Source organism: Streptomyces sp. NPDC048650, from assembly GCF_043199095.1.
Classification (GTDB): Bacteria; Actinomycetota; Actinomycetes; order Streptomycetales; family Streptomycetaceae; genus Streptomyces.
This window is the reverse complement of the sequence record NZ_JBICVM010000003.1, coordinates 178,296-199,703: the sequence shown is the minus strand read 5'-3', so window position 1 is coordinate 199,703 and position 21,408 is coordinate 178,296. Positions and strand designations below refer to the sequence as shown.

Genomic DNA, 21,408 nt, shown 5'->3' with positions numbered 1-21,408 from the left:
CCGGTGGGGGTCAGCCGGTGTGGGCGCCGAGCGCCTTGGTGAAGGCCAGCGGGGCCTGGTCGATCGAACTGCACGTGGGCTGGGCGGAGTTGCCGCCGCCCGGGCAGGGCTTGTCGCGGGTCGAGGACCACATGGACAGCCAGCCCAGGTGCTTGTCCTGGGCGAACTTCACGAGTTCGGTGGCGTCGTCGGTCTTGAAGACCTCGTTCTGGACGTCGTTGACGCCGATCATCGGGGTCACCGCCACGGTCTTCCAGGCTTCCGCGTCGCCGAGCCCGAGGGCCTTCTTGAGCTGCCCCTGGGTGGCGGTGGCGGCCTTGGTGGCGTAGGTGCCCATGTCGCCGTTGTAGGAGGGGCCGTAGTCCATCGCCATGATGTTGACGGCGGAGATCTTGACGCCGTTCTTCTTGGCGTCGGCGACGAGGTTCACGCCGTCCTGGGTCAGGCCCTCGGGCAGCACCGGCAGGGTGAAGGAGACGTCGAGGTCCGGGTGCTTCTTCTGCAGCTGGGCGATGGCCTGGGCGCGGCGGGTGTTGGCGGCGGTGTCGGGCAGCGCGCCGCCCTCGATGTCGAAGTCGGCCTTGGTGAGCTGGAACCGGTCGATGACCTTGCCGTAGGCGGCGGCCAGTTGGTCGGCGGAGGTGCAGGCCGTGCCGAGCTCGGAGCCGTTGGCGCCGCCGAAGGAGACCCGGACGTCGCCGCCGGCCTTGCGCAGCGCGGGTATCTGCTTGGCCACCGCGTCGCCGCCCAGCTCGCCGGAGCCGCCCCACTTGGGGTCGCAGCCGCCGCCGGAGGTGATGAAGGCGAGGTTGAAGGTCTTCACCCCGGTCTTCTCGGCGGTGTCCACCAGGTCGTAGGCGGGGGCGAGGGAGGTGTCGACGTACGGGGAGAAGCCGGCGCCGGCCTTGGCGGGGGCGTCGCCCTGCGGCGCCTTGGTGGCCATGGCGGAGCCGGCGACGGCGAACGCGCCGCCGGCGGCGGCCGCGGCGGCCACGCCGGCCACGCCGGCCACGCCGGCCACGATCAGCTTGGTGGTGCGGCTCTTGTGCCGGCGGTGTGCCGAGGAACTCATCTCGTGCCTGCCTGTCGTCACGTGGGGGGAGGAGGGAACGCACCGGGGGTGCGCCACGGTGCGTCCCGCACGCTAGCGACAGGGAAACGGACAAATGCCGGGTTCGGTACGGCGGTCGGCGGACTTATGGACGCCTTAAGGAAGCGGAAGGGGGTGGTTAAGAGCCGCGGCGCGGGAACCGGTCCGGGCCCGGGGCGGGCGGGTGCTCAGGAGCCGGTGCGCGCCGCCCGTCGCCCCCGTACGACGAGCCGGCGCCGCAGCCGGTGGCCACGCCGTACGCCGTTCCGCCGGCTGCCGTTCTCCAGCGCCAGCCAGACCCGTACCTCGGTGCCGCCCAGGACCGAGCGGCCGATCCGGACATCCCCGCCGGTGGACTCGGCCAGCCGGCGCACGATGTCCAGGCCGAGCCCCGTGGAACCGTCCCCACCCGCCGAGTGGCCGCGGCGCAGCGCCGCGTCCGGGTCGGCGATACCGGAGCCCGCGTCCGAGACCAGCACGATCACCGCCTCCTCCGCGTTGTGGACGTCGACCGCGAAGGCGGTGCCCTCGGGGGTGTGCCGGAAGACGTTGCCGAGCATCGCGTCCAGGGCGGCGGCGAGTTCGGGGCGGGCCACCGGGATCCTTACGGGACGGTCGGCGCCGGCCACCCGCACGGTGCGGCCCTCGTCCTCGGCGAGCGCCGACCAGAAGGCCATCCGCTCGCGGATCACCTCGGCGGCGTCGCAGCCCGCAGCGGCGGCCGCCTGCCCGGCGTGCGCCTGCTGCTCCCGGGCGGTGCGGATGATCTGGTCGACCTCGCGCTCCAGCTGCTCGACGGCGGCCCGGGTCTGTTCGGCTGCCGGGGTGTCGCCGAGGGAGGCGGCGTTGAGCCGCAGGACGGTCAGCGGGGTGCGCAGGCGGTGCGAGAGGTCGGCGGCCAGTTCGCGCTCGTTGGCCAGCAGCTGGACCACCTGGTCGGCCATGGAGTTGAAGGCGGCTGCCGCGGACCGCAACTCCTTGGGGCCGTCCTCGGCGACGCGGACGCCGAGCCTGCCGTTGCCCAGGTCGTGCGCGGCGCCGGCCAGTCGCTCCGCGGGCCGCACCATGCGGGTGCCGAGCCGGTCGGCGACCGCGACCGAGCCGATGATGAGCGCGAGTCCGACGCCGGCCAGCACCACCCAGGAGGTGGCCACCCCGTTGGTGAGCGCGTCGTCCGGGACGAAGACCTCGACGACGGCGATGCCGGAGGCGACGGCGGTCGGCTGGAGCAGCGAGGAGCCACCGGGAACGGGCGAGATGGAGGCCCGGCCGAGCTTCACCGCGGCCGCCACGTCCTTCGGTGCGGCCCGCCGGGCGCCGATCTCGGCGGGATGGCCCTGCTTGCCGCTCGCCGGGACATGGACGCCGATCCGGCCGCCGGGGCCGGTCTCGGCGCTGGCGACGGCGCGTTCGAGCTGGGCGCGGTCGGTGGTGATGGCCAGGACCGGGCCGATGGTGGCGGCCTGCCGCTCGGCGTTGGAGAACGCGCGGTCGCGGGCCAGCTCCTTGACGACGAGCCCGAGCGGTATCGCGAACGCGACCACGACCATGACGGTGACCGCCAGCGCCACCTTGACCAGTGCCCATCTCACTGCGGCGGCTCCAGCTTCACGCCGACGCCCCGCAGGGTGTGCAGATACCGGGGCTTCGCCGCCGTTTCTCCCAGTTTGCGGCGGAGCCAGGAGAGGTGGACGTCGATGGTCTGGTCGTCCCCGTACGACTGCTGCCAGACCTCGGCGAGCAGCTCCTTGCGGGCGACGACGACGCCGGGGCGTCCGGCGAGGAAGGCCAGCAGGTCGAATTCCCGGCGGGTCAGGTCCAGCGCGGCGCCGTCCAGTTCGGCCTGGCGGCGCAGCGGATCGATGGAGAGGCCGCCTACCCGCATCACCCGGGAGGGGGGTTCCGCGCCGGCGGTGGCGGCACGGGAGCGGCGCAGTACGGCGGACATCCGGGCCGAGAGGTGTTCCACGGAGAACGGCTTGATGAGGTAGTCGTCGGCGCCGTCGTTCAGCAGCCGTACGATTTCGGCCTCGTCGTCGCGGGCCGTGGCGATGATCACCGGGACGTCGGTGACCCCGCGCAGCATCTTCAGCGCCTCGGCCCCGTCCAGGTCCGGCAGCCCCAGGTCGAGGATGACGACGTCGAAGCCGACGTGCGCCACCTCGCGCAGTGCCTCCAGGGCGGTGCCGACACTGCGCACGGTGTGGGCGGCCTCGGTCAGATGCCGGATGAGGGCCGAGCGTACGAACTGGTCGTCCTCGACGACGAGCACACGTGACATGGGCGGCACCGTACGCCATACGGGTCACCGCCCCTGCCCGAGGTTGACGCAGGGCCGGGGCGCCGGCCGTCCGGGACGGGCTGCAACGGGGCGTGCCGGTGGTGCAGTATGAGCCAAATGCAACGAGGACTGGTTCACGCGCTGGCCTGGACGCTGGCGACGGGCGCCGCGGTCACCCTGTCGTGGTTCGGCGTGCACACGGTGCTGTCCGGTACGGCCTACGACGCGCCCCGCGCGCTGCCGCTCTCCGGTCAGGTGACCGCATCCGGGGCCCGGGCGGACGCCGGGGTCTCGCCCCGCGCCTCCTCCACGCACCGCCCCAAACCGTCCGGGACGGCCGGGCACAGCGCGCCCCCCTCCGACGACAAGGCGTCGAAACCGGCCACGCCCTCCGGCGGCGGCGACGCGCGGTCCCACGCCCCCTCCCCCACCCCGCCGGCCGGCTCCGCGCCGGCCTCCGACGGTCGGGTCAAGAGCTATGCCACGTCCGGCGGCCGGGTCGTCCTCGACATGGGCGGCCGGTCCGCCTCGCTGGTGTCGGCGACCCCGAACGCGGGGTGGGAGATGCAGGTGTGGAAGCAGGAGCAGTGGATCCGGGTGGACTTCACGTCCCAGTCCGGGCACACCTCGGTGATCTGCACCTGGAACGGCCACCCGCCGACCGTACAGAGCAGCAACAACGCGACATAGCGAACCCCTCGGCGGAACCCTCGGCGAAACCCTCGGCGGGCAGCGTCAGTCGAAGGCCGCGGCCGGCGGGGCGGGGGAGGCGACCGCCGCGGCGTCATCGACGGGCGCCGCGCCGCCGGTGAAGTCCAGCAGCGCCCGCCCGTGTTCGACCCGTCCCGCATGCGGGTCCCCCGCCGCCCGCCGGGTCAGCTCGGCGACCGGCAACTCCCGGTCGGACGCCAGCAGTACGGCGTTGCCGAAGCGCTTGCCCCGCAGCACGGCCGGGTCGGCGGTCAGGCACAGCTCGGGGAAGACCGTACGGACGGTGGCGATCTGGCCGCGCAGAAAGCGCAGCGGCGGCCCGTCGGCGAGGTTGGCCGCGTAATGGCCGCCGGGGCGCAGTGCCCGGCGCACCTCGGCCATGAACTCGGTGCTGGTCAGATGCGCAGGCGTGCGGGCGCCGCCGAAGACGTCCGCGATGATCAGGTCCGCCCAGCCCTCCGGTATCTTCGCCAGCCCTGCGCGCGCATCACCGCCGCGCACCCGGATACGCCAGCCGCCGTCCAACGGGAGGTGGCTGCGGACGAGTCGGACCAACTCGGCGTCGATCTCCACGACCTGCTGGGTGGAGCGCGGGCGGGTGGCGGCGACATAGCGCGCCAGGGTCAGCGCGCCGCCGCCGAGGTGCAGGACCTGGAGCGGTCTGCCGGGCGGCGCGGCCAGATCGGCGATGTGGCCGAGGCGGCGCTGGTAGGCGAACTCCAGATACGCCGGGTCGTCGAGGTCCACGTGCGACTGCGGGGCACCGTCGATCAGCAGCGTCCAGCCGCGCGGGCGGTCGCGGTCCGGCCGTAGCTCCGCGACCCCGCCGGCCACCGCCCGGGTGACGGGTTCCGGGCCGCCGCGCCCGCGCCTGCTCTTTGCCATGCCTCAAGTATCCGGCGGGCGGGCGCTTCGCCGTGCGCGGGGCCCGCGCACGGCGAAGCGGCGGGCCGCCCGGGACGAGGCCCCGGGTTGCCCGCCGCGGTACACCACGCTCCTGACCGGCCCGATGGCTTCCGGGCCGGGCTCAGGTCATCGGTTGATGCAGATGTTCCCGAAGGCCGGGTTCAGCAGCGCGAGGACGTTGACGGTGTTTCCGCACACGTTGATCGGAATGTTCACCGGCACCTGAACGACATTGCCGCTGAGGACACCCGGGGAACGCACCGCCTTGCCGACAGCGGTCGCGCCGTGGCCATGGTGGTGGCCGTGGCCGTGGCCGCCGGCGGCGGCGATTCCCGCGCCGCCGAACACCATGGCGCAGCTGACAGTGGCCAGAGCAGCGCTCTTGGCGATCCGCTTCATCACCGTTCTCCTTTCGGTTTCGTGAATGGGGCAACGGTCACAACGAGCGAATTGGAGGCGGGATACGGCCGTTCGCCCTTCCGGGAAAATGTTCCCCCGTCCGTGAGTTCGCGCCCAGCTCGGCACGCCACCCTATTCCGCTGATCGGCACAGTCGGGGCCGCACCCGGCGTGCCTGCCACGATTTCCAACATGATTTCTGTCAGAGTGCTCTCCTGTTTGACTGATTGAAATCCGGGCGACTGCGTGAATCAGGAGAGGACGGCATGCGGAAGGCGAAGGACCGCAGCGCGCGCCGCACCGTATACGCGGTGGCGGCGCTGGCTTTGTCGGCCGCCCTGTCCGTGACGCCGTCGGCGGCCCGTACACCGTCCCTCGGTGAATCCGCGCGAATTCCCTTCGCGGAACGCTTTCACGCGACCCAGCACGGCGGAATCATCCGGGCCGCCAACTCCTCGCTCACCTGCGGTGCGTCGACCACCCGCGCGGGCGCCCCGTGCACCGCGGTCCAGCAGGGCGACGGCGGGGCCAACGGCCGCTACCGGATGACCTACATCGACATCGACGCCGACGCCCGCACCGGCAACTCCAGCCGTGCCCGGCTGGAGTTGCCGCCCGGATCCCGGGTCAGTTACGCCCGGCTGTACTGGGGCGGCAATCTGCGGGCCGGCGAGCGGCGACCGGCCGCGGACGGCCACCGGGTGCTGCTGGCCGCGCCCAAGGGCCGCTACCGGGAGGTGCGCGCCGACACCCTGACGGGCCACCGCACCACGGCCAGGACCGACGGGTTCCAGGCGTCGGCGGACGTCACCGCGCAGGCGCGGGCCGGCGGCGCCGGCCTCTACACGGTGGGTCAGGTGAACGCGGCCCGCGGAATCTCCGCGGCCGGCGGCTGGGGCGGCTGGACCCTGGTCGTCGCGTACGTGAATGCCGGTGAGCCGCTGCGCAGGCTCGCGCTGTGGGACGGATTTCAGGCCGTGAACGCAAACCGGCGCGCCCTTTCGGTAAACCTGAAAGGGCTACGGCTTCCGCCGAATGCGCGCGGCAGCGCGGGTGTGCTGGCATACAACGGTGACCGCGGCAGCGGAAATGATTCACTCTCCGCCGCGGTCGACGGCAATACGCCCATCGCGCTCTGGGATGCCGCCAACCCGGCTAATGATGTGATGAATTCCACCATCACTGATTTCGGCCGGGACACGCTCCGGCGGCCCGCTTACCGCAACACCCTGGGATTTGATTCCGACGTATTCGATCTCGGACCCGCACTGCGGCCCGGCGGCGACCGGATCGCTTTCCGCTTCGAGAACCGGGATGCGGGATATCTGCTCGGTGCGCTCTTCGTCCAGGCCGACACCGGGCACTGATCGGCATCCCGGAAATACCCGCGGAGATTTCTGTCAGCTCGGTTATCAGGGAGCAGCACGTGCTGAAGGTTCTGCATGTCATCACGGGCCTGGAGGTGGGCGGCGCCGAGCAGCAGCTGCGGCTGATGCTGCGGCGGCTGCCGGCGCGCTGCGAGGTCGTCGCACTCACCGGCCCCGGGCCGCTCGCGGACGGCATCCGGGCCGACGGCACTCCCGTCACCCATCTGGGCATGACCGGTACCCGGGACCTGCGGGCACTGCCCCAGCTGACCCGGCTCATCCGCGACGGCGGCTACGACCTGGTGCACACCCACCTCTACCGCGCCTGCGTCTACGGCCGGATCGCGGCCCGGCTGGCCGGCGTGCGGGCCGTGGTCGCCACCGAACACTCCCTGGGCGACGCGGTGATCGAGGGCCGCCGGCTGACCCGCGGCGTGCGCACCCTCTATCGGGCCACCGAACGGCTCGGCTCGGCCACGGTCGCCGTCTCGGACACCGTCGCCGCCCGGCTGCGCCGCTGGGGCGTGCCCGAAGCCCGAATCCATGTGGTGCCGAGCGCCATCGAGGCGCACCGCTTCCGGCACGACCCCGTCGTCCGGTCCGGCGTCCGCGCCCGGCTGGGCATCCCGCTCGACGCGTTCGTGGTCGGCGGCGTCGGCCGCCTCGTCCCCGCCAAGCGGTTCGACGTCCTGGTCCGGGCGGTGACCCAGCTCTCGGGGGTGCACCTGCTGCTGGCGGGCGAGGGGCCCGAACGCGAGAGGCTGCAGAAGACGGCCGAGCAGTTCGGCTCGGGCGACCGCATCCATCTGCTGGGCGGGCCCGGCGGCGCGATCGAGCCGCCCGCGGACGCCGGGCCGGGCCGGCCACTGGACATCCCCGGGCTGCTGGCGGCGATGGACGTGTTCGTCTCGCCGTCCCAGGACGAGGCGTTCGGGCTGGCCGTCCTGGAGGCGCTCGCCGCCGGGCTGCACGTCCTGTACGGCAGCTGCCCGGCCGTCGACGAGCTCCCCGCCGACCACACCCCGGGCGCCCGCCGGATCAGCCCCGTGGTCCACGAAGTGGCGACCGCACTGCGCGAGTTGCGGCGCGCGGGGCCCGGCCGACTGCCGGTCCCGCCGGTGGTGCGGCGCTATGACATCACCCGCAGCTGCGTGTCCTTGATGGACGTCTACGAGGCGGCCGTCGACGCGGCACAGGGTCGGCGGGCCCCGCGGGCCCGGGTCCCGCTGGTGCCGGCGCCCGGCGAGTCCGCGCTCCCGGCTCCCGCGTCGGAAACGGCCCCGCCCCAGGTCGTGCTGCCCGATCCGGCCCGGCCGCCCGCGCCGTCCCCGCGCGAGGGCTCCCTGTCGAAGAGGTGAGGGTGCCGGGCGGCAGCGGTCACTGACAGCGGTCGACGGCCTCGATCGTGCGGGCCGCCTCGCCGAGCGCCGCGCGCAGCACGACCGGGTCGGTGGCGTCGGCATACGCGCCCTCCGGCGGCACCAGCCAGCCGGTGCCCGACACCGGGGGCTCCGATGCGGCGCCGTCGCCGCCGCACGCCGCGCCCACCGCGAGCCCGCGGCCGTTGCTCTGGGTACACGCGCTGCCCGGGACGTCCCAGCCGTCGGCCGTGCCCGGCGGCACGAGGAAGCCGAGGGTGTGACAGGCGCCGTCGTGCAGGACCGGCCCGACGCCGTCGCGCAGCCGGAGGATGTCGACGGCCTCCAGTCCCTGCCGGGCGGGCACCGTGACGAGGTCGCAGGGCCGCGCGAGCCCCGGCGGCACGTCTCGTCCGGATCCGCCCACGACTCTGCTCACGCCGGTCTCCCACATGGAGAACTCCTTCTCATGCACGCGCCGCGCCCTTTACACCGAGTTCAACGGCTTCGTATGTCAACAGCTACGGCGGCATAACGCTGCAAAGGATGGCACTTCATGGCGGATCGCGGGCGTTATGGGCGTTTTGTCATAACACGCTCGGTATCGCGCCCCTGTTAGCCGGTACGGTCGTCCCGCCGCACCGCCAGGAAGCGGCACCGCCACCAGATGGCACGGAAAGGCCACGGAGAGGGTCCGCCATGGCGTCGCCACCAGCAAGATCAGCGTCGTCCCACACCGTACCCGCCCGCCCGAACACCGCCTTCCGACAGCTGCGCGGCCGGCTGTCCCCGGGCGAGTTCGCGGCGGCGGTCCGACGGTCCGCCCGTGAGATCGGCGAGCAGGTCTCGTGCGACGCCCGCTACGTGGGCCGCGTCGAGTCCGGTGAGATCCGCTGCCCGAACTACGCCTACGAGCGCGTGTTCCGGCACATGTTCCCCGGGCTGACGCTGCCCGACATGGGCTTCGCGCCGCGCGAGACGGTACGCGGACGGGGGGCGCGTACGGCGGTGAGCACCACGCCCCTGGCACCCGAACCCGACCACCGCGATACCTGTATCCAGATCCCCGAGGAGAGCGACGTGCTGCGTCGCGCGTTCATCACCGGCGGCCCGGCGGCCGCCCTGGGCATCACCGCCCTGTACCCCACCGAAGCCGCCGCCGTGCCCGGCCCCCGGGCCCCGGGCGGCCGGGCCGGCGCGGCCGAGGCCACCGCCGTCGAGGAGGCCGTCCGCCGCATCCGGTTGCTGGACGACCGGCACGGCGCGGAGGGCATCTACCGCCGCGCCGCCGAGCCGCTGCGGGCGGCCTACGACATGCTGGACTCCGGCGTCCAGCGCCGCTCCGTCGCCGACCGGCTGCACGCCTCGGCCGGCGAACTCGCCATCTCCGTGGGGTGGCTGGCGCACGACTCGGGCCGCTTCGGCGACGCCCGCTCGCACTACGCCGAGGCGCTGGCCACCGCCCGGGTCTGCGGCGACGCGGCCCTGGAGGCGCACGCCTTCTGCAACACCGCCTTCCTGGCCCGCGACGCCGGCCGCCCCCGCGAGGCGGTACGCGCCGCCCAGGCCGCGCAGCAGGCCGCCAAGCACCTCGGCTCACCCCGGCTGCTGTCCCTGCTGGCACTGCGCGAGGCCGGCGGCTGGGCGGGGCTGGCGGACCGTACGGGCTGCGAGCAGGCGCTGGCGCGGGCCGAGCGGCTGTTCGCGGCCGGGGCGCAGGACGACGACCCCGAGTGGATGACCTTCTACGGGGAGGCCGAGCTGGCGGGCCTTCAGGCGCAGTGCTGGTCGGCGCTGGGCGAGGGGAAGCGCGCGGCGGAGCTCGCGCACCGTGCGGTGACGATGCAGGACCCTCACTTCACGCGCAATATCGCCCTGTTCACCGCGGAGCTGGCCGGTGACCTCGCCGACAGCGGCGCCCCGGAGGAGTCCGCCCTGGCCGGCACCCGCGTCCTGGTCCTGCTGGAACAGGTCCGCTCGGCCCGTATCCGCGCCATGCTCGACCGCACCGCCCGCAAGCTGCACGGGCACCGGGACCGCGGGGCGGTGGCGGACTTCCTGGAACGGCACGCCGTGACGGCGGGCTGAGCACGGGCCGCCCGGCCCGCGGTGGCCGGCCGGGCGGCGCCGACCGGGGGCGCGGGCGCGGGAGTTCGCCCGGGCCGGGTGCCGGACACCGTCAGCCCAGGTGCCCCGTGTCGTTCCACCGCTCGATCGCGGGCTCGCCGTAGGCCCAGCCGAGGACCGACAGGGACGTCGGCTCCAGGCGGATGCGGGCGCCGAAGGAGATGTCCAGGCCCAGCCAGCGGGCGCCGAGGGCGCGCAGGATGTGGCCGTGCGCGAAGAGCAGGACGTCGCGGTCGGCGGAGCGGGCCCAGGCGACGACCTCGTCGGCCCGCTCGCTGACGTCGGCGAGGGTCTCGCCCCGGGGCACGCCGTCGCGCCAGATGAGCCAGTCGGGGCGGTAGGCCTTGATCTCGGCCGGGGTGAGGCCCTCGTAGGCGCCGTAGTCGAACTCCATCAGCGCGTCCCAGTCCCGGGCCCGGCCGCCGAAACCGGCCAGTTCGCAGGTCTCCTTCGCGCGCACCAGGGGGCTGGTGCGGACCTCGACGTCCGGCAGGCCGTCCCAGGGGGTGCGGTGCAGCCGCTCGCCCAGGAGCTTGGCACCGCGGCGGCCCTCGTCCAGGAGGGGGATGTCGGTGCGCCCGGTGTGCCTGCCGCTCAGGGACCACTCCGTCTGTCCGTGCCTGGCCAGGAATATGCGCGCTGCCATGGTCGTACCTCTCGCCGATTCCTCGGTGGTTCGTTGATCGTTCTCGGCGCGGGCGGCGTTGACCGCGGGACGTTCCTCCATCATCGCGCACGGGTGGTTTTGTCCGTAACCGGGGACGGGCGCCAGGGGCCGGAGCGGAGTTCACCGGGGGCCGATCTCCGGGTGATTGCCCCGCATGTCAGTGCCGGATGCGAGACTTCCGCAGGTGAACGTTTCCCGCGACAGTCGACCCGCGGCGGCGGCACCGCCGGCGGGGCAGCAGACGCCGACTTCGAGCCTGCGCCGGCGGCTCACCGAGCTGCGCGGCCCCGGCGTACGGCCCCGTTCGCTCGACGCCCGTGCGCTCGCCGCGCTGGCCGCCAATCCCGGCTGCCGGCGGCGTGCCCTGCTGGACGGCGCGGGGGTCGACAAGGGGGCGCTGGCGCAGGCCCTCGGCTCGCCCGCGACGTACGGCCAGTCGCAGTTCGCGATCATGCGCGGCATCACCTTCGAGTCCCGGGTGAAGGGGGACGGCGGCGCCGCCCTGATGCGGCTGCTGCACGAGCGGCTGCGGACGGACACCCCGCCGCCGGAGGACGCGCAGGTCGCCGTCCCCGACCTGTCCGCCGCCGGGCCCGAGGGGCGGGCGGCCCGTACGGCGCTGGCGCTGCGCGAGGCGACCGCGGCGGGCGGCTGGGCGCTGCTGGACCATCCGATGCTGGCCCTCGAGGTGGCCGGCTCGCCGGTCTATGTGGAGCCGGACGCGGTGGTGGTCCACCCGGACGGCAGCTGGACGGTCGTGGAGATCAAGTCGTTCCCGATGATCGACGGCGCGGCGGACGCCTCCAAGGTGGGCGAGGCCGCCCGCCAGGCGGCCGTGTACGTCCTCGCCCTCGAGACCGTCGCCGGGCACGTCGGCGCGCGGACCGGGCGGCCGGTGCGGGTGCGCGACCGGGTGCTGCTGGTCTGTCCGAAGGACTTCTCCAACCTGCCCACCGCCGCGGCCGTCGACGTCCGCAAGCAGCTGGCGACGACCCGGCGGCAGCTGGACCGTCTCACCCGCGTCGAGGAGATCGCCGCCGCCCTGGCCCCGGGGACCACCTTCGACCTGCGGCTCGCCGAGGACGGCAGGACGCCGACCCGGCCGCCGGAGGAGCTGGACGAGGCCGTCGAGGCGGTCGACGCGGCCTACTCCCCGGAGTGCCTGGCCTCCTGCGAGCTGGCCTTCCACTGCCGTAAGCGGTCCCGGCGGCAGGGTGCGGTGGAGGCTCTGGGGCGCGGGGTGCGCGGCGAACTGGGCGGATTGCGCACCGTCGAGGCGGTGCTCGCAGCGGCCGCCCCCGAGAGCCCGGAGCGCGCCGAGGGCCCCGACGACCCGGCCGTGCTCGCCCTGCGCCGGGCCGCCGCGCTGCGCGCCGAGGCGCTGGCCGCGGCGGGACAGGCGAAGGAGCGGTCATGTCACTGATCCAGACGCTGGCCCGGATGGAGGCCGTGGCGTCCGGCCGGGCCGCGCCGCTGGCCACGGTCCGCCACCGCCACCTGTCCGAACGGCCTCTGGTGCTCGTCCCGTTGACGACCGCGGGCGAGGCCGGTGCCCCGCTGGGCATGCTGGTCGGCACGGACCGTGAGAAGCCCCAGCTGCTGGCCGTGCCGCAGCCGCGCGACCGTGATCTGCGGTTCGCGTTCCTGGCGGATCTCGCGGACTCGGTGCTCCCGTACGTGGACGGCTTCGCGGACGCGGTGGAGTGGGAGGAGCGCAAGGAGACCGACCCCGAGACCGGCAAACGGATCCCGGTGCAGGTCGAACTGTGTGCGGACGCACCGCAGTTGATCGTGCCGAGCGCCTCGGGCATCGACTTCGTCCGGCTGCTGGGCCGCTCGATGCGGTTTCGCCGGACGGCCGAACAGGAGCCGGAGGCGCCCTACCCCGCGCCGCCCCATGTCCCGCTGCTGGGCCGCTGGTTCACGCACTTCGGTGAGCGCTCCCGGGTGCCGGGCGCCAGTCTGCTGCTGTCCATGACGGGGCTGCTAGGCCGCCACTGGGCCACCGGCCAGAGCATGCTGGAGGACCAGCATCTGGGCGCGCTGCTCGCCTGGATCGACCCGCCCGGTGGCGGCTCCGGCCGGGAGGCGGCCGAGCGCGCGGAGACGGGGCGCGACACCGACGGCCAACTCCTGTGCCCGCCGGCCGGACCGGCCACGGACCCGGCGTTCGACAACCGGCTGCTCTCCCCCGCGACGGCCCGCTACGACGCCGGGCTGCTCGGTGCCGAGGAGGAGATCCGCGCCCTGGTGGAGAGTCAGCTGCGGCCGACCTGGGACGCCGTGTGGCAGGGCGTCGACCTGCTGCGCGGCCTGCCGCCGGGCGCGCGGGTCACCGACCGGTGGAAGCGCGACCGCTGGTCCTACACCGCGCACCGCGACCGGGTGCGCGCCGGGGAGCCGCCGCAGCCCAGGCGGGACGACGCCGTCACCGCCGCCCAGAAGCTCGCCTCCCGGGAGACCGCGCAGGCCCAACTGGACGCCCAGGAGGCCCTCGACGACCCGCTGGTGATGGCCGGGCGGCGGCTGGCCGGCGAGGCGCTGTGCGGCACCGTCCTGCACGTCGAGATGGCGCTCTCCGAGGGAAAGCGGCCGATGCCGCGGCCGCTGGTCACGCTGCGCACGGCCGACCGCCCGCAGCTGTCCGAGCACGCCAAGCTCTACCGCCCGCTGCCCGAGGGGAAGACCCAGACCGCCGAGTTCGTCTCGTACGTGGCCGGGGAACCCGGCGCCCTGGTGGTGCGGCTGACGGGCGGCATGGGGCGCGGCAGGACGCCGGAGCCGGGTTCGGTGCCGGAGCCGGACGACGCGGTGCTGTGGACGCTGTTCGAGCACGCACCCCGCGGCGGGCCGAGCCTGCCGGATCCCGAGGACACCCCCTGGACGCACGGCGGTCCGCCGGCGGCCGCCGCCGCGGGGGCACCCGCGGACGCCCCCGACACGATGACCGCGGAGGACTTCCTGTGACCCGGCCCGATGGGGACGGCTCCGAGCTCCCCAGGAGCTCGGGGGAGCGCTCCCCCGACCCGGCGGCCGCGGCCGCCGCCGCGACGGACGCGATCTTGCACGACACGCTGCACGGCACCCGGCGCGGCGTGGTCGTCGACTCCCCGCCCGGGGCCGGGAAATCCACCCTGGTGGTCCGCGCGGCCCGCGAACTCGCCGCCGCCGGACGCCCGTTGATGGTCGTCGCGCAGACCAACGCCCAGGTGGACGACCTCGTCCTCCGGCTCGCCGCGAAGGACCCGGAGCTGCCGGTGGGCCGGCTGCACAGCAGCGAGGCGGGCGCGTTCGACCCGGCGCTGGCCGAACTCCCCGCGGTCCGTACGTCCGCGAAGGTGGCGGATCTGGCGGGCATGGACATCGTCGTGTCGACCGCCGCCAAATGGGCCTACACCAAGGTCGAGACGCCCTGGCAGCACGCCATCGTGGACGAGGCGTACCAGATGCGCTCCGATGCGCTGCTGGCCGTCGCCGGGCTCTTCGAGCGCGCGCTGTTCGTCGGCGATCCCGGGCAGCTGGACCCGTTCAGCGTGGTGGGCGCCGACCAATGGGCCGGGCTGTCGTACGACCCGTCCGCCAGCGCCGTCCACACCCTCCTGGCCCACAACCCGGATCTGCCGCAGCACCGCCTGCCCGTCTCCTGGCGTCTGCCGGCCTCCGCCGCGCCCTTGGTGTCCGACGCGTTCTACCCGTACACGCCGTTCCGCAGCGGCACCGGCCACGGCGACCGCCGCCTCGCCTTCGGCGTGGCCGGGGACGGCTCGGGCGTGGACCGGGTCCTGGACGAAGCCGCTGTCTCCGGCTGGGGCCTGCTCGAACTCCCCGCCCGCCGCACTCCCCGTACGGACCCGGAGGCGGTGCGCGCGGTGGCCCTGGTCGCGCGCCGGCTGCTCGACCGCGGCGGCGCCGCCACCAGCGAGAACTCCCCCGACCCGGTGCCGCTCACGGCCGAGCGGATCGCGGTCGGCACGGCCCATCGCGATCAGGCGGCGGCGGTGCGGGCCGCGCTCGCCGACCTGGGGGTGCACGGCGTCACGGTGGACACCGCAAACCGGCTGCAGGGCCGGGAGTTCGATGTCACCGTCGTCCTGCACCCGCTCTCCGGCCGCCCCGACGCGACCGCCTTCCATCTGGAGACGGGCCGACTGTGCGTGCTCGCCTCCCGCCATCGCCACGCCTGCATCGTGGTGTGCCGGGCGGGGGTCACCGAGCTGCTGGACGAGCACCCCTCGACCGAGCCGGTGCAGCTCGGGGTGACGGTCAAGTTCCCCGACGGGTGGGAGGCCAACCACGCCGTCCTGGCGCATCTGTCGGAGCACCGGGTGCCGTGGCGCCCCTAGGGCCTGTCGTGGGGATCACGCCGGGCTCGCGGGGTCCGGCACGCGCTGCCCGGCTCGGGTCCGGCGGCCCACTTGCGCGGGGCGGGACAATGGAATGCGGCACCCGATCCTGGAGGTAGGTACATGTCCCAGCCGCGTCCGGCTTCCGACTCCCGCGCCGAGGCGCCGGCCCCCCGGCGCAGGAGGCCCGCGCCGCTGCTCTTCGAGCCGCCGGAGGCCGTCGCCGACCCGGAGCACTTCTTCGACCTGGAGTCGATGGAGGATCCGCACGAGCTGCTGCGCCGCTCCACGGAGCTGGCACTGGCCTTCCGGGTGGCGGCCGACCGCGCCACGGAGTACCAGGCGGTGGCCGCCGCCCAGCTGACCGACCCGAAACGCTTCGACCGGATGCCGCTGTCCGTGCTCGCCGAGCGGGCGGAGTGGTCCGAGGACTACGCGCAGAAGATGATCGAGTTCGGCCGCGGTCTGATGCGGGACGGCGGAACCCACACCGGCGAGGCCGACTGAGACCCGTCCGGCGCGTCCCGGACGCACCATCCGTCCCCTGCGCCACAGAACGGCTCATGGTCCCCAGCCATGAGCCGTTGGCATATGCGGTCGGGCAAGATACCCGGCCAGGTCCGGCACTGTCCCGATTTCCCGCAATCCGCATCACCGCTGCGCGCGGAATGGGTAGACCTGTCCCCATGAGCGACTGGCTGCCCGAGACTCCCCGGACCCTCACGTTCCCGACAGCGGCGTACGTCACCCTCGCGGGCGCCGACTGGCTCGCCTCCGCCAGCCCTCATCCGCACACCGTCCAGAGCCTGTGGGCCTCCCGCCCCGACGCTCCCGGCGTGCTGCCGTGCGGCACCGTCTTCGACGTGATCAACGCCCCGGCACTCTTCGGGCGCCACATGGTCGACCGGCTGTGGTCCGCGGGCCCCGGCTCGGGGCCGGTGGCGGCACACCGCGGGCGGATCCTGCTGTTCACCGCGCCGGGGACCGCGCAGCGGCTGCCGGCGCTGCTCGGCTGGGAGGAGTGGGCGCGCGCCGTCCCCCCGCTGCTGTGCCACGGCAGCGGCGACGCGGTCACCGTCCCGCCGCTGCACCCCGGCCACGCCGCCGACGACGCCGAGGGCGGCTCCCCGTCCGGATCCCGCTGGCTGGTCGCCCCGGACGTCCGTCACCCCTGGCTGCCGGGCCCCGACGTCCTGCTGTGGGCCTGCGTCCGCGCGGCCCGCTGCGCCGTCGACGAGGAGCACGAAACCGCACCTCAGGTACAGGTTCCGGCGCTGGCTCCGGGCTGAGGGAAACCGATTTTTGCGCTCCCCCGACCGGGTGCTAATGTTTCCTCCGTCAGCAGGCGCCGCTAGCTCAGTTGGTTAGAGCAGCTGACTCTTAATCAGCGGGTCCGGGGTTCGAGTCCCTGGCGGCGCACAGACGGTCGAAGGCCCCCACCTCGGTGGGGGCCTTCGTCATGCCCGGGGCGGTGGGCGCGGCGTCGCTCAGTCGCGGCCCACCTTGACCGTCCACTCCCCGTCGTCGCTGCGCCCCTCGACCTGGACGCGCAGGTGGTCGTCGGCGTCGGTCAGGCTCTCCCCCACGCCCAGCGGCGCGTCCGCGAGCGGCGGGTAGACGGAGGTGCCCCAGCAGCCGGCGCTTCGGGGATGCCCGTCGAGTACGCGGACCGGCCCCGCGCCGGAGGCCGTGTCGCCGTGCACCCGGTAGACGAGGACGCCCTGGCTGCACACGGAGCGGTCGTTGCCCGTGGCGCCGCGGGCCTCGATGGCCAGGGCGCTCTCCGGGCCGGTGCGGACCACCAGCAGCCGCGGGCGGCGGTCGTCGCCCGGCTCCACCGGGGCGGACAGGTTGCGCAGCGAGTGCAGCGACGGGCGGGCCGTCGTGGCGCAGTCGACCTGGTCGTCGCGGAGCCAGCCCAGCTTCCACTTGTGCCAGCCGAAGGGGTCCGGTGCCAGGCCGAACTGGCTGCCCATGAGGTCCCAGTCGCCCACGTAGGTGTCCCAGTCCCCCTTGCCGTTGCCCGGGCGGTGGTAGAGATCCGGCAGGTCGAAGACGTGGCCGGTCTCGTGGGCGAGGACATTGCGGTCCGGCGGGCTCTGCTCGAAGACGGTCACGAAACGGCGCAGATCGGTGTGGTCGGCGTGCATCGGCTCGTCCAGGTTGACCACCTTGGTGGCGTCCGAGTCGACGCCCGGGGCGTCCGGGTCGGCGACGAAGTAGACCAGGTCGTAGCGACTGAAATCGATCGAGGAGTCGGCGGCGGCGACCGCATCGCGCAGGTACGCCGAACGGCGGCCGGAGTCCCAGTCGCGCTGTATTCCGTACGCGGCGGACGGGTGCGGCATCCGTACCCACTTCCGGTGGACGTGCGAACGCAGCTGGAACTTGCCGTACGAGGCGCGGTCGAAGAAGCGGGATGTGGCCGGGAAGTAGTCCTGGGACAGCTCTCCCGGGCGGGCTATGGGCCGGGAGTCCGGGAAGGACAGGAAGATCATGACGGCGTCGAGGGAGCCGGTGGGGCGGGGGTAGGAGCCGTTCCAGCTGTCCAGTCCCTCGGAATGGTGGGCGTCGGTGCGCCCCAGCGCGCAGGAGAAGGCGGCTTCGGAGGCGGTGGCCGGTCCCGCCACGATCGAGGTCGCGATCAGCGCGCTCAGCGAGGTGGTGACGGCCGCGAGGCGCCGAAAGCGACGGCGTTCCACCCCGTCAGGTGTCCGGGCGCGCGCCACATCGACCTCCAGGGACGGAATCGGAAGACCTCACCCACCCTGTGCCGTCCGCCCGGCGTTCGTCCTGTTCGGGGGCCCGGACGGGTGACCTGCGCGTCGCCGCCGATTCGTAACGGAAAGTAACAAACGGCCAATCGTGCAATCCGTACGAACAGAGTCGTGCAGAAATGGCTGAAGTTCCGTCATGCGTGCCGATGATCACGGCTGCGTCGCTGGATCGGCCGTTGCACCAGCCTCTATGATCGCCACACTTTCCAGCGCGAGATCCCACCCTCCATCACGAGACAAGCGCCATGCGGGAGCGAGCAGTGAGCGGACACCCCGAGAGCACGGGCCGCACGCCCGGAGCGACGCTGCCATCGGTGACGGAACGTGATGGCAGGACCAAAGGATCCGAGGGCGCGCGGCGCGCCCCGACGACCTCCCGCGACGCCCCGGCCCGCTACGACGGCACCGCCGCCGCGCTCTCCGACTACCGCGCCGCCTTCCACGCCGCCCGCCTCCCGATGGCCGTACTCAACCGCGACGGCCTGGTCCTCGCCGCCAACCCCGCCTTCGGCGAACTGGTCGGCACCGCGCCGGAAGAGCTGGTCGCCGCCACCGCGGCCGATCTCACCGACCTCGGCGCCGACCCGCGGGTGTGGACCGCCTACCGCGAGGTGCTGTGCGGCCGCAGCAGCCGGCTGCGCTGCACGCGCCGGCTCAAGCACCCCGACGGGCACTCCGTATGGGTGGAGGTCACCGTCGAGCCGCAGATGGGCGAGGACCGGGTGCTGCTGTCGGTGGCCGACATCAGCGACCGGCACGACCTGCTGGCCCGGCTGCGGCATCTGCAGATGCACGACCCGGTCACCCGGCTGCCCAACCGCGCCCTCTTCTTCGAACGGCTCTCCGCCGCCCTGGAGACGGCCTCCTTCGAACCGGCCGGCACCGGGCGGATCGGGCTGTGCTACCTCGACCTGGACGGCTTCAAGGCCGTCAACGACACCCTCGGGCACCGCGTCGGCGACCGGCTGTTGAGCGCGGTCGCCCAGCGGCTGACCCGCTGCGCGGAGAGCATCGGCGACCGGGGCCCCGGGCACGGCGGGCATCTGGTGGCCCGACTGGGCGGGGACGAATTCGCGCTTCTGGTGGAGGACTCCACCGGCACCGACCAGGTGGCCGAGCTGGCCCAGTGCGCTCTGGACGCATTGCAGCGGCCGTTCGACCTGGCCGGGCAGCGGCTGTCGGTCTCGGCCAGCATCGGCGTCGTCGAGCGGACCGCGGCCGGCACGACCGCCACCGGGCTGATGCAGGCCGCGGACACCACGCTGTTCTGGGCCAAGGAGGACGGCAAGGCCCGCTGGACGCTGTTCGACCCCGAGCGCAACGCACACCGGATGACCCGGCAGGCACTGTCGAGCACCCTGCGGCCGGCCGTGGACCGCGGCGAGTTCACCCTGGAGTACCAGCCGCTGGTCGGTCTGGGTGACGGCCGGGCGCAGGGCGTCGAGGCGCTGGTGCGCTGGCGGCATCCGCAGTTCGGGACGCTGTCGCCGAATCGGTTCATCGCGCTCGCGGAGGAGAACGGCGCGATCGTCGAACTGGGCCGCTGGGTCCTGGAGCGGGCCTGCCACCAGGCACGCGCCTGGCAGCTGGCGCACCCCGGCGGCCAACCCCTCTTCGTCAGCGTCAATGTGGCCGTACGCCAGGTGTGGGACTCCGACCTCGTCGCGGACGTGGCCGGCATCCTGGCCGAGACCGGGCTGCCGCCGCACCTGCTCCAGCTGGAGCTGACCGAGTCCGCGGTGATGGGCTCGGCCGGCCGCCCCCTCCAGGCACTCCAGGCCCTCAGTGACATGGGGGTGCGGATCGCCATCGACGACTTCGGCACCGGCTACTCCAACCTCGCCTACCTCAGCCGGCTGCCGGTCTCCGTCCTCAAGCTGGACGGCTCCTTCGTCCACGGCTTCCGCTCCCAGGAACACCCCAACCCGGCCGACGAGGTGATCGTGGAGGCGCTCGTCGCCCTCGCCCACCGCCTCGGCCTCACGGTCACCGCCGAATGCGTGGAAAGCGCCGAGCAGGCCGAGCGGTTGCGGCGCATCGGCTGCGACACCGGGCAGGGCTGGCTCTACTCCCGGCCGGTCGCGCCGGACCGGGTGGCGGCGCTGCTGGACGCGGGGCGGCGGACCGGGACCTGAGCGCCGTCGGGCCGCGGCGCCGACCCGACACCCGGCCGCGACGGTGCGGGGCACGGCCGCCACGGCCCTGCGGGCACTCCCCGGTGCCGGCTATCCGCGGGGCAGCCCGTAGGCATCGGCTATCAGGTCGTACGACCTCAGCCGCGCCGCGCCGCCGTGTGCGTTGGCCGTGATCATCAGCTCGTCGGCGCCGGTGCGCTTGGCGAGGTCGTCCAGGCCCTGGCGGACGGCGTCGGGGGTGCCGTGGACGACGTTGGCGAGCCAGCTGTCGACGAAGTCGCGCTCCCGGGCGCCGAAGTCGTAGCTCTCGGCCTCCTCCGGGGTGGGCACCAGGCCCGGGCGGCCGGTGCGCAGCCGGACCATCGACAGGGCGCCGGTCATGACCTGCCGGCGCGCCTCGCGCTCGTCCTCGGCGGCCAGCGCCGAGACGCCGATCAGGGCGTAGGGCTCGGCGAGCGCCTCGGAGGGGCGGAAGGAGGAACGGTAGAGGTCGAGGGCGGGGATCGTGTTGGCCGCCGAGAAGTGGTGCGCGAAGGCGAAGGGCAGACCCAGCGTGCCGGCGAGCTGGGCGCTGAAGCCGGAGGACCCCAGGAGCCACAGGGGCGGGCGGTGGGGCGACTGGACACCGCCGGGGGAAGTGGCCTGCACCGGGCCGGGCACGGCATGGATCCGCGCGTACGGGTGGCCGTCGGGGAAGGAGCCGTCGAGGAAGCGGGTCAGCTCCAGCAGCTGCTGGGGGAATTCGTCCGCACCTTCGTGCAGCCGCTCGGTGCGCCGCAGCGCGGCGGCGGTGGCGCCGTCGGTGCCCGGCGCGCGGCCCAGGCCGAGGTCGACGCGGCCGGGGGCCATCGCCTCCAGCGTGCCGAACTGCTCGGCGATGACCAGCGGCGCGTGGTTGGGGAGCATGACGCCGCCGGAACCGAGCCGGATCGACGAGGTGTGCGCGGCGAGGTGGGCGAGCAGCACGGCCGGCGAGGACGAGGCGACGCCGGGCATGGAGTGGTGTTCGGCTACCCAATAGCGGTGGAAGCCGCGGCCCTCCGCCGTGCGGGCGATCTCCACGGCGGTGCGCACCGCGCCGGTGGCGGTGCTGCCGGCGCCGACGGTCACCAGGTCGAGCACGGACAGGGGAACGGGCGCGGTGCCCAGGGCGGTGCCCCGGATGCCGTCGTCGGTGCCCGGGGTCGGGTCCATTTCGCCGCTCACGGTGCGGGTCCTCCTCGCGTTGCCGGTCTGCGAGGAGGACAA

Annotated in this window: 19 protein-coding genes and 1 tRNA gene; 11 read left to right on the top strand and 9 right to left on the bottom strand. The window is 73.9% G+C overall.

From position 1 onward, the window contains the following. Window positions 1-10: 10 nt before the first annotated feature. The 3 genes from ACGFML_RS10270 to ACGFML_RS10260 all read right to left on the bottom strand — a co-directional run bounded on the left by ACGFML_RS10270 (window position 11) and on the right by ACGFML_RS10260 (window position 3,371). The gene (locus tag ACGFML_RS10270) at window positions 11-1,072 is read right to left on the bottom strand and encodes a chitinase (RefSeq protein WP_393542006.1); all 1,062 of its coding nucleotides are present in this window, start codon (window positions 1,070-1,072) and stop codon (window positions 11-13) included. A gap of 206 nt (window positions 1,073-1,278) precedes the next feature. Continuing rightward, complete coding sequence (locus ACGFML_RS10265) at window positions 1,279-2,682, bottom strand: sensor histidine kinase (RefSeq protein ID WP_393542004.1); 1,404 nt, start codon at window positions 2,680-2,682, stop codon at window positions 1,279-1,281. Next, a complete protein-coding gene (locus tag ACGFML_RS10260; protein ID WP_393542002.1) occupies window positions 2,679-3,371 on the bottom strand; it encodes a response regulator transcription factor in 693 nt (230 codons plus the stop codon). Before ACGFML_RS10260 ends, ACGFML_RS10265 begins: the two co-directional genes overlap by 4 nt. Window positions 3,372-3,488: 117 nt before the next feature. Between ACGFML_RS10260 and ACGFML_RS10255 the strand changes: the two genes are divergently transcribed. Further along, complete coding sequence (locus tag ACGFML_RS10255) at window positions 3,489-4,061, top strand: hypothetical protein (protein ID WP_393542000.1); 573 nt, start codon at window positions 3,489-3,491, stop codon at window positions 4,059-4,061. A 45-nt stretch (window positions 4,062-4,106) separates the two neighbouring features. Here ACGFML_RS10255 and ACGFML_RS10250 read toward each other — a convergent pair whose 3' ends face one another. Continuing rightward, entirely contained in the window at window positions 4,107-4,967 is an 861-nt protein-coding gene (locus tag ACGFML_RS10250; protein WP_393541998.1) for a spermidine synthase, read from the bottom strand. A 147-nt stretch (window positions 4,968-5,114) separates the two neighbouring features. Continuing rightward, the gene (locus tag ACGFML_RS10245; RefSeq protein WP_393541996.1) at window positions 5,115-5,387 is read right to left on the bottom strand and encodes a chaplin; all 273 of its coding nucleotides are present in this window, start codon (window positions 5,385-5,387) and stop codon (window positions 5,115-5,117) included. A 265-nt stretch (window positions 5,388-5,652) separates the two neighbouring features. Between ACGFML_RS10245 and ACGFML_RS10240 the strand changes: the two genes are divergently transcribed. Then, window positions 5,653-6,753 carry a hypothetical protein gene (locus ACGFML_RS10240; protein ID WP_393541994.1) on the top strand — a complete coding sequence of 367 codons (1,101 nt, stop codon included), beginning with the start codon at window positions 5,653-5,655 and terminating at the stop codon, window positions 6,751-6,753. A 62-nt stretch (window positions 6,754-6,815) separates the two neighbouring features. Then, window positions 6,816-8,111: a glycosyltransferase gene (locus ACGFML_RS10235; protein WP_393542721.1), complete on the top strand. Its 1,296-nt coding sequence runs from the start codon at window positions 6,816-6,818 to the stop codon at window positions 8,109-8,111. A gap of 19 nt (window positions 8,112-8,130) precedes the next feature. On the opposite strand, the gene ACGFML_RS10230 is transcribed toward ACGFML_RS10235, so the two are convergent. Further along, window positions 8,131-8,565, bottom strand: a complete 435-nt coding sequence (locus ACGFML_RS10230) for a hypothetical protein (RefSeq protein ID WP_393541993.1) — start codon at window positions 8,563-8,565, stop codon at window positions 8,131-8,133. 245 nt (window positions 8,566-8,810) lie between these two features. On the opposite strand from ACGFML_RS10230, the gene ACGFML_RS10225 reads away from it, so the two are divergent. Beyond that, entirely contained in the window at window positions 8,811-10,199 is a 1,389-nt protein-coding gene (locus tag ACGFML_RS10225; RefSeq protein ID WP_393541991.1) for a tetratricopeptide repeat protein, read from the top strand. A 91-nt stretch (window positions 10,200-10,290) separates the two neighbouring features. Here ACGFML_RS10225 and ACGFML_RS10220 read toward each other — a convergent pair whose 3' ends face one another. After that, a complete protein-coding gene (locus tag ACGFML_RS10220; RefSeq protein ID WP_393541989.1) occupies window positions 10,291-10,884 on the bottom strand; it encodes a histidine phosphatase family protein in 594 nt (197 codons plus the stop codon). 175 nt (window positions 10,885-11,059) lie between these two features. Here ACGFML_RS10220 and ACGFML_RS10215 point away from each other — a divergent pair, with 175 nt between their 5' ends. The 6 genes from ACGFML_RS10215 (at window position 11,060) to ACGFML_RS10190 (ending at window position 16,667) form a co-directional block, all read left to right on the top strand. Continuing rightward, window positions 11,060-12,328: a hypothetical protein gene (locus tag ACGFML_RS10215; protein ID WP_393541987.1), complete on the top strand. Its 1,269-nt coding sequence runs from the start codon at window positions 11,060-11,062 to the stop codon at window positions 12,326-12,328. Beyond that, the gene (locus ACGFML_RS10210) at window positions 12,319-13,872 is read left to right on the top strand and encodes a hypothetical protein (protein ID WP_393541985.1); all 1,554 of its coding nucleotides are present in this window, start codon (window positions 12,319-12,321) and stop codon (window positions 13,870-13,872) included. The genes ACGFML_RS10215 and ACGFML_RS10210 overlap by 10 nt, the downstream gene beginning before the upstream one ends. Further along, window positions 13,869-15,248 carry an AAA domain-containing protein gene (locus tag ACGFML_RS10205; RefSeq protein ID WP_393541983.1) on the top strand — a complete coding sequence of 460 codons (1,380 nt, stop codon included), beginning with the start codon at window positions 13,869-13,871 and terminating at the stop codon, window positions 15,246-15,248. The genes ACGFML_RS10210 and ACGFML_RS10205 overlap by 4 nt, the downstream gene beginning before the upstream one ends. Before the next feature lie 123 nt (window positions 15,249-15,371). Further along, window positions 15,372-15,755: a hypothetical protein gene (locus tag ACGFML_RS10200; RefSeq protein WP_393541981.1), complete on the top strand. Its 384-nt coding sequence runs from the start codon at window positions 15,372-15,374 to the stop codon at window positions 15,753-15,755. 179 nt (window positions 15,756-15,934) lie between these two features. Continuing rightward, window positions 15,935-16,537 carry a bifunctional DNA primase/polymerase gene (locus ACGFML_RS10195; protein WP_393541979.1) on the top strand — a complete coding sequence of 201 codons (603 nt, stop codon included), beginning with the start codon at window positions 15,935-15,937 and terminating at the stop codon, window positions 16,535-16,537. Between the two features lie 56 nt (window positions 16,538-16,593). After that, a tRNA-Lys gene (locus tag ACGFML_RS10190) sits at window positions 16,594-16,667 on the top strand. A 68-nt stretch (window positions 16,668-16,735) separates the two neighbouring features. On the opposite strand, the gene ACGFML_RS10185 is transcribed toward ACGFML_RS10190, so the two are convergent. Next, on the bottom strand, window positions 16,736-17,977 hold the full coding sequence (locus ACGFML_RS10185) for a M6 family metalloprotease domain-containing protein (protein WP_393541977.1): 1,242 nt from the start codon (window positions 17,975-17,977) through the stop codon (window positions 16,736-16,738). A 362-nt stretch (window positions 17,978-18,339) separates the two neighbouring features. Here ACGFML_RS10185 and ACGFML_RS10180 point away from each other — a divergent pair, with 362 nt between their 5' ends. Further along, window positions 18,340-20,160, top strand: coding sequence for a putative bifunctional diguanylate cyclase/phosphodiesterase (locus ACGFML_RS10180; protein ID WP_393541975.1), 1,821 nt, complete (start codon window positions 18,340-18,342; stop codon window positions 20,158-20,160). 90 nt (window positions 20,161-20,250) lie between these two features. Here the strand turns inward: ACGFML_RS10180 and ACGFML_RS10175 are convergent, their stop codons facing one another. After that, on the bottom strand, window positions 20,251-21,354 hold the full coding sequence (locus tag ACGFML_RS10175) for an LLM class flavin-dependent oxidoreductase (RefSeq protein WP_393542719.1): 1,104 nt from the start codon (window positions 21,352-21,354) through the stop codon (window positions 20,251-20,253). Between the last annotated feature and the right edge of the window lie 54 nt (window positions 21,355-21,408).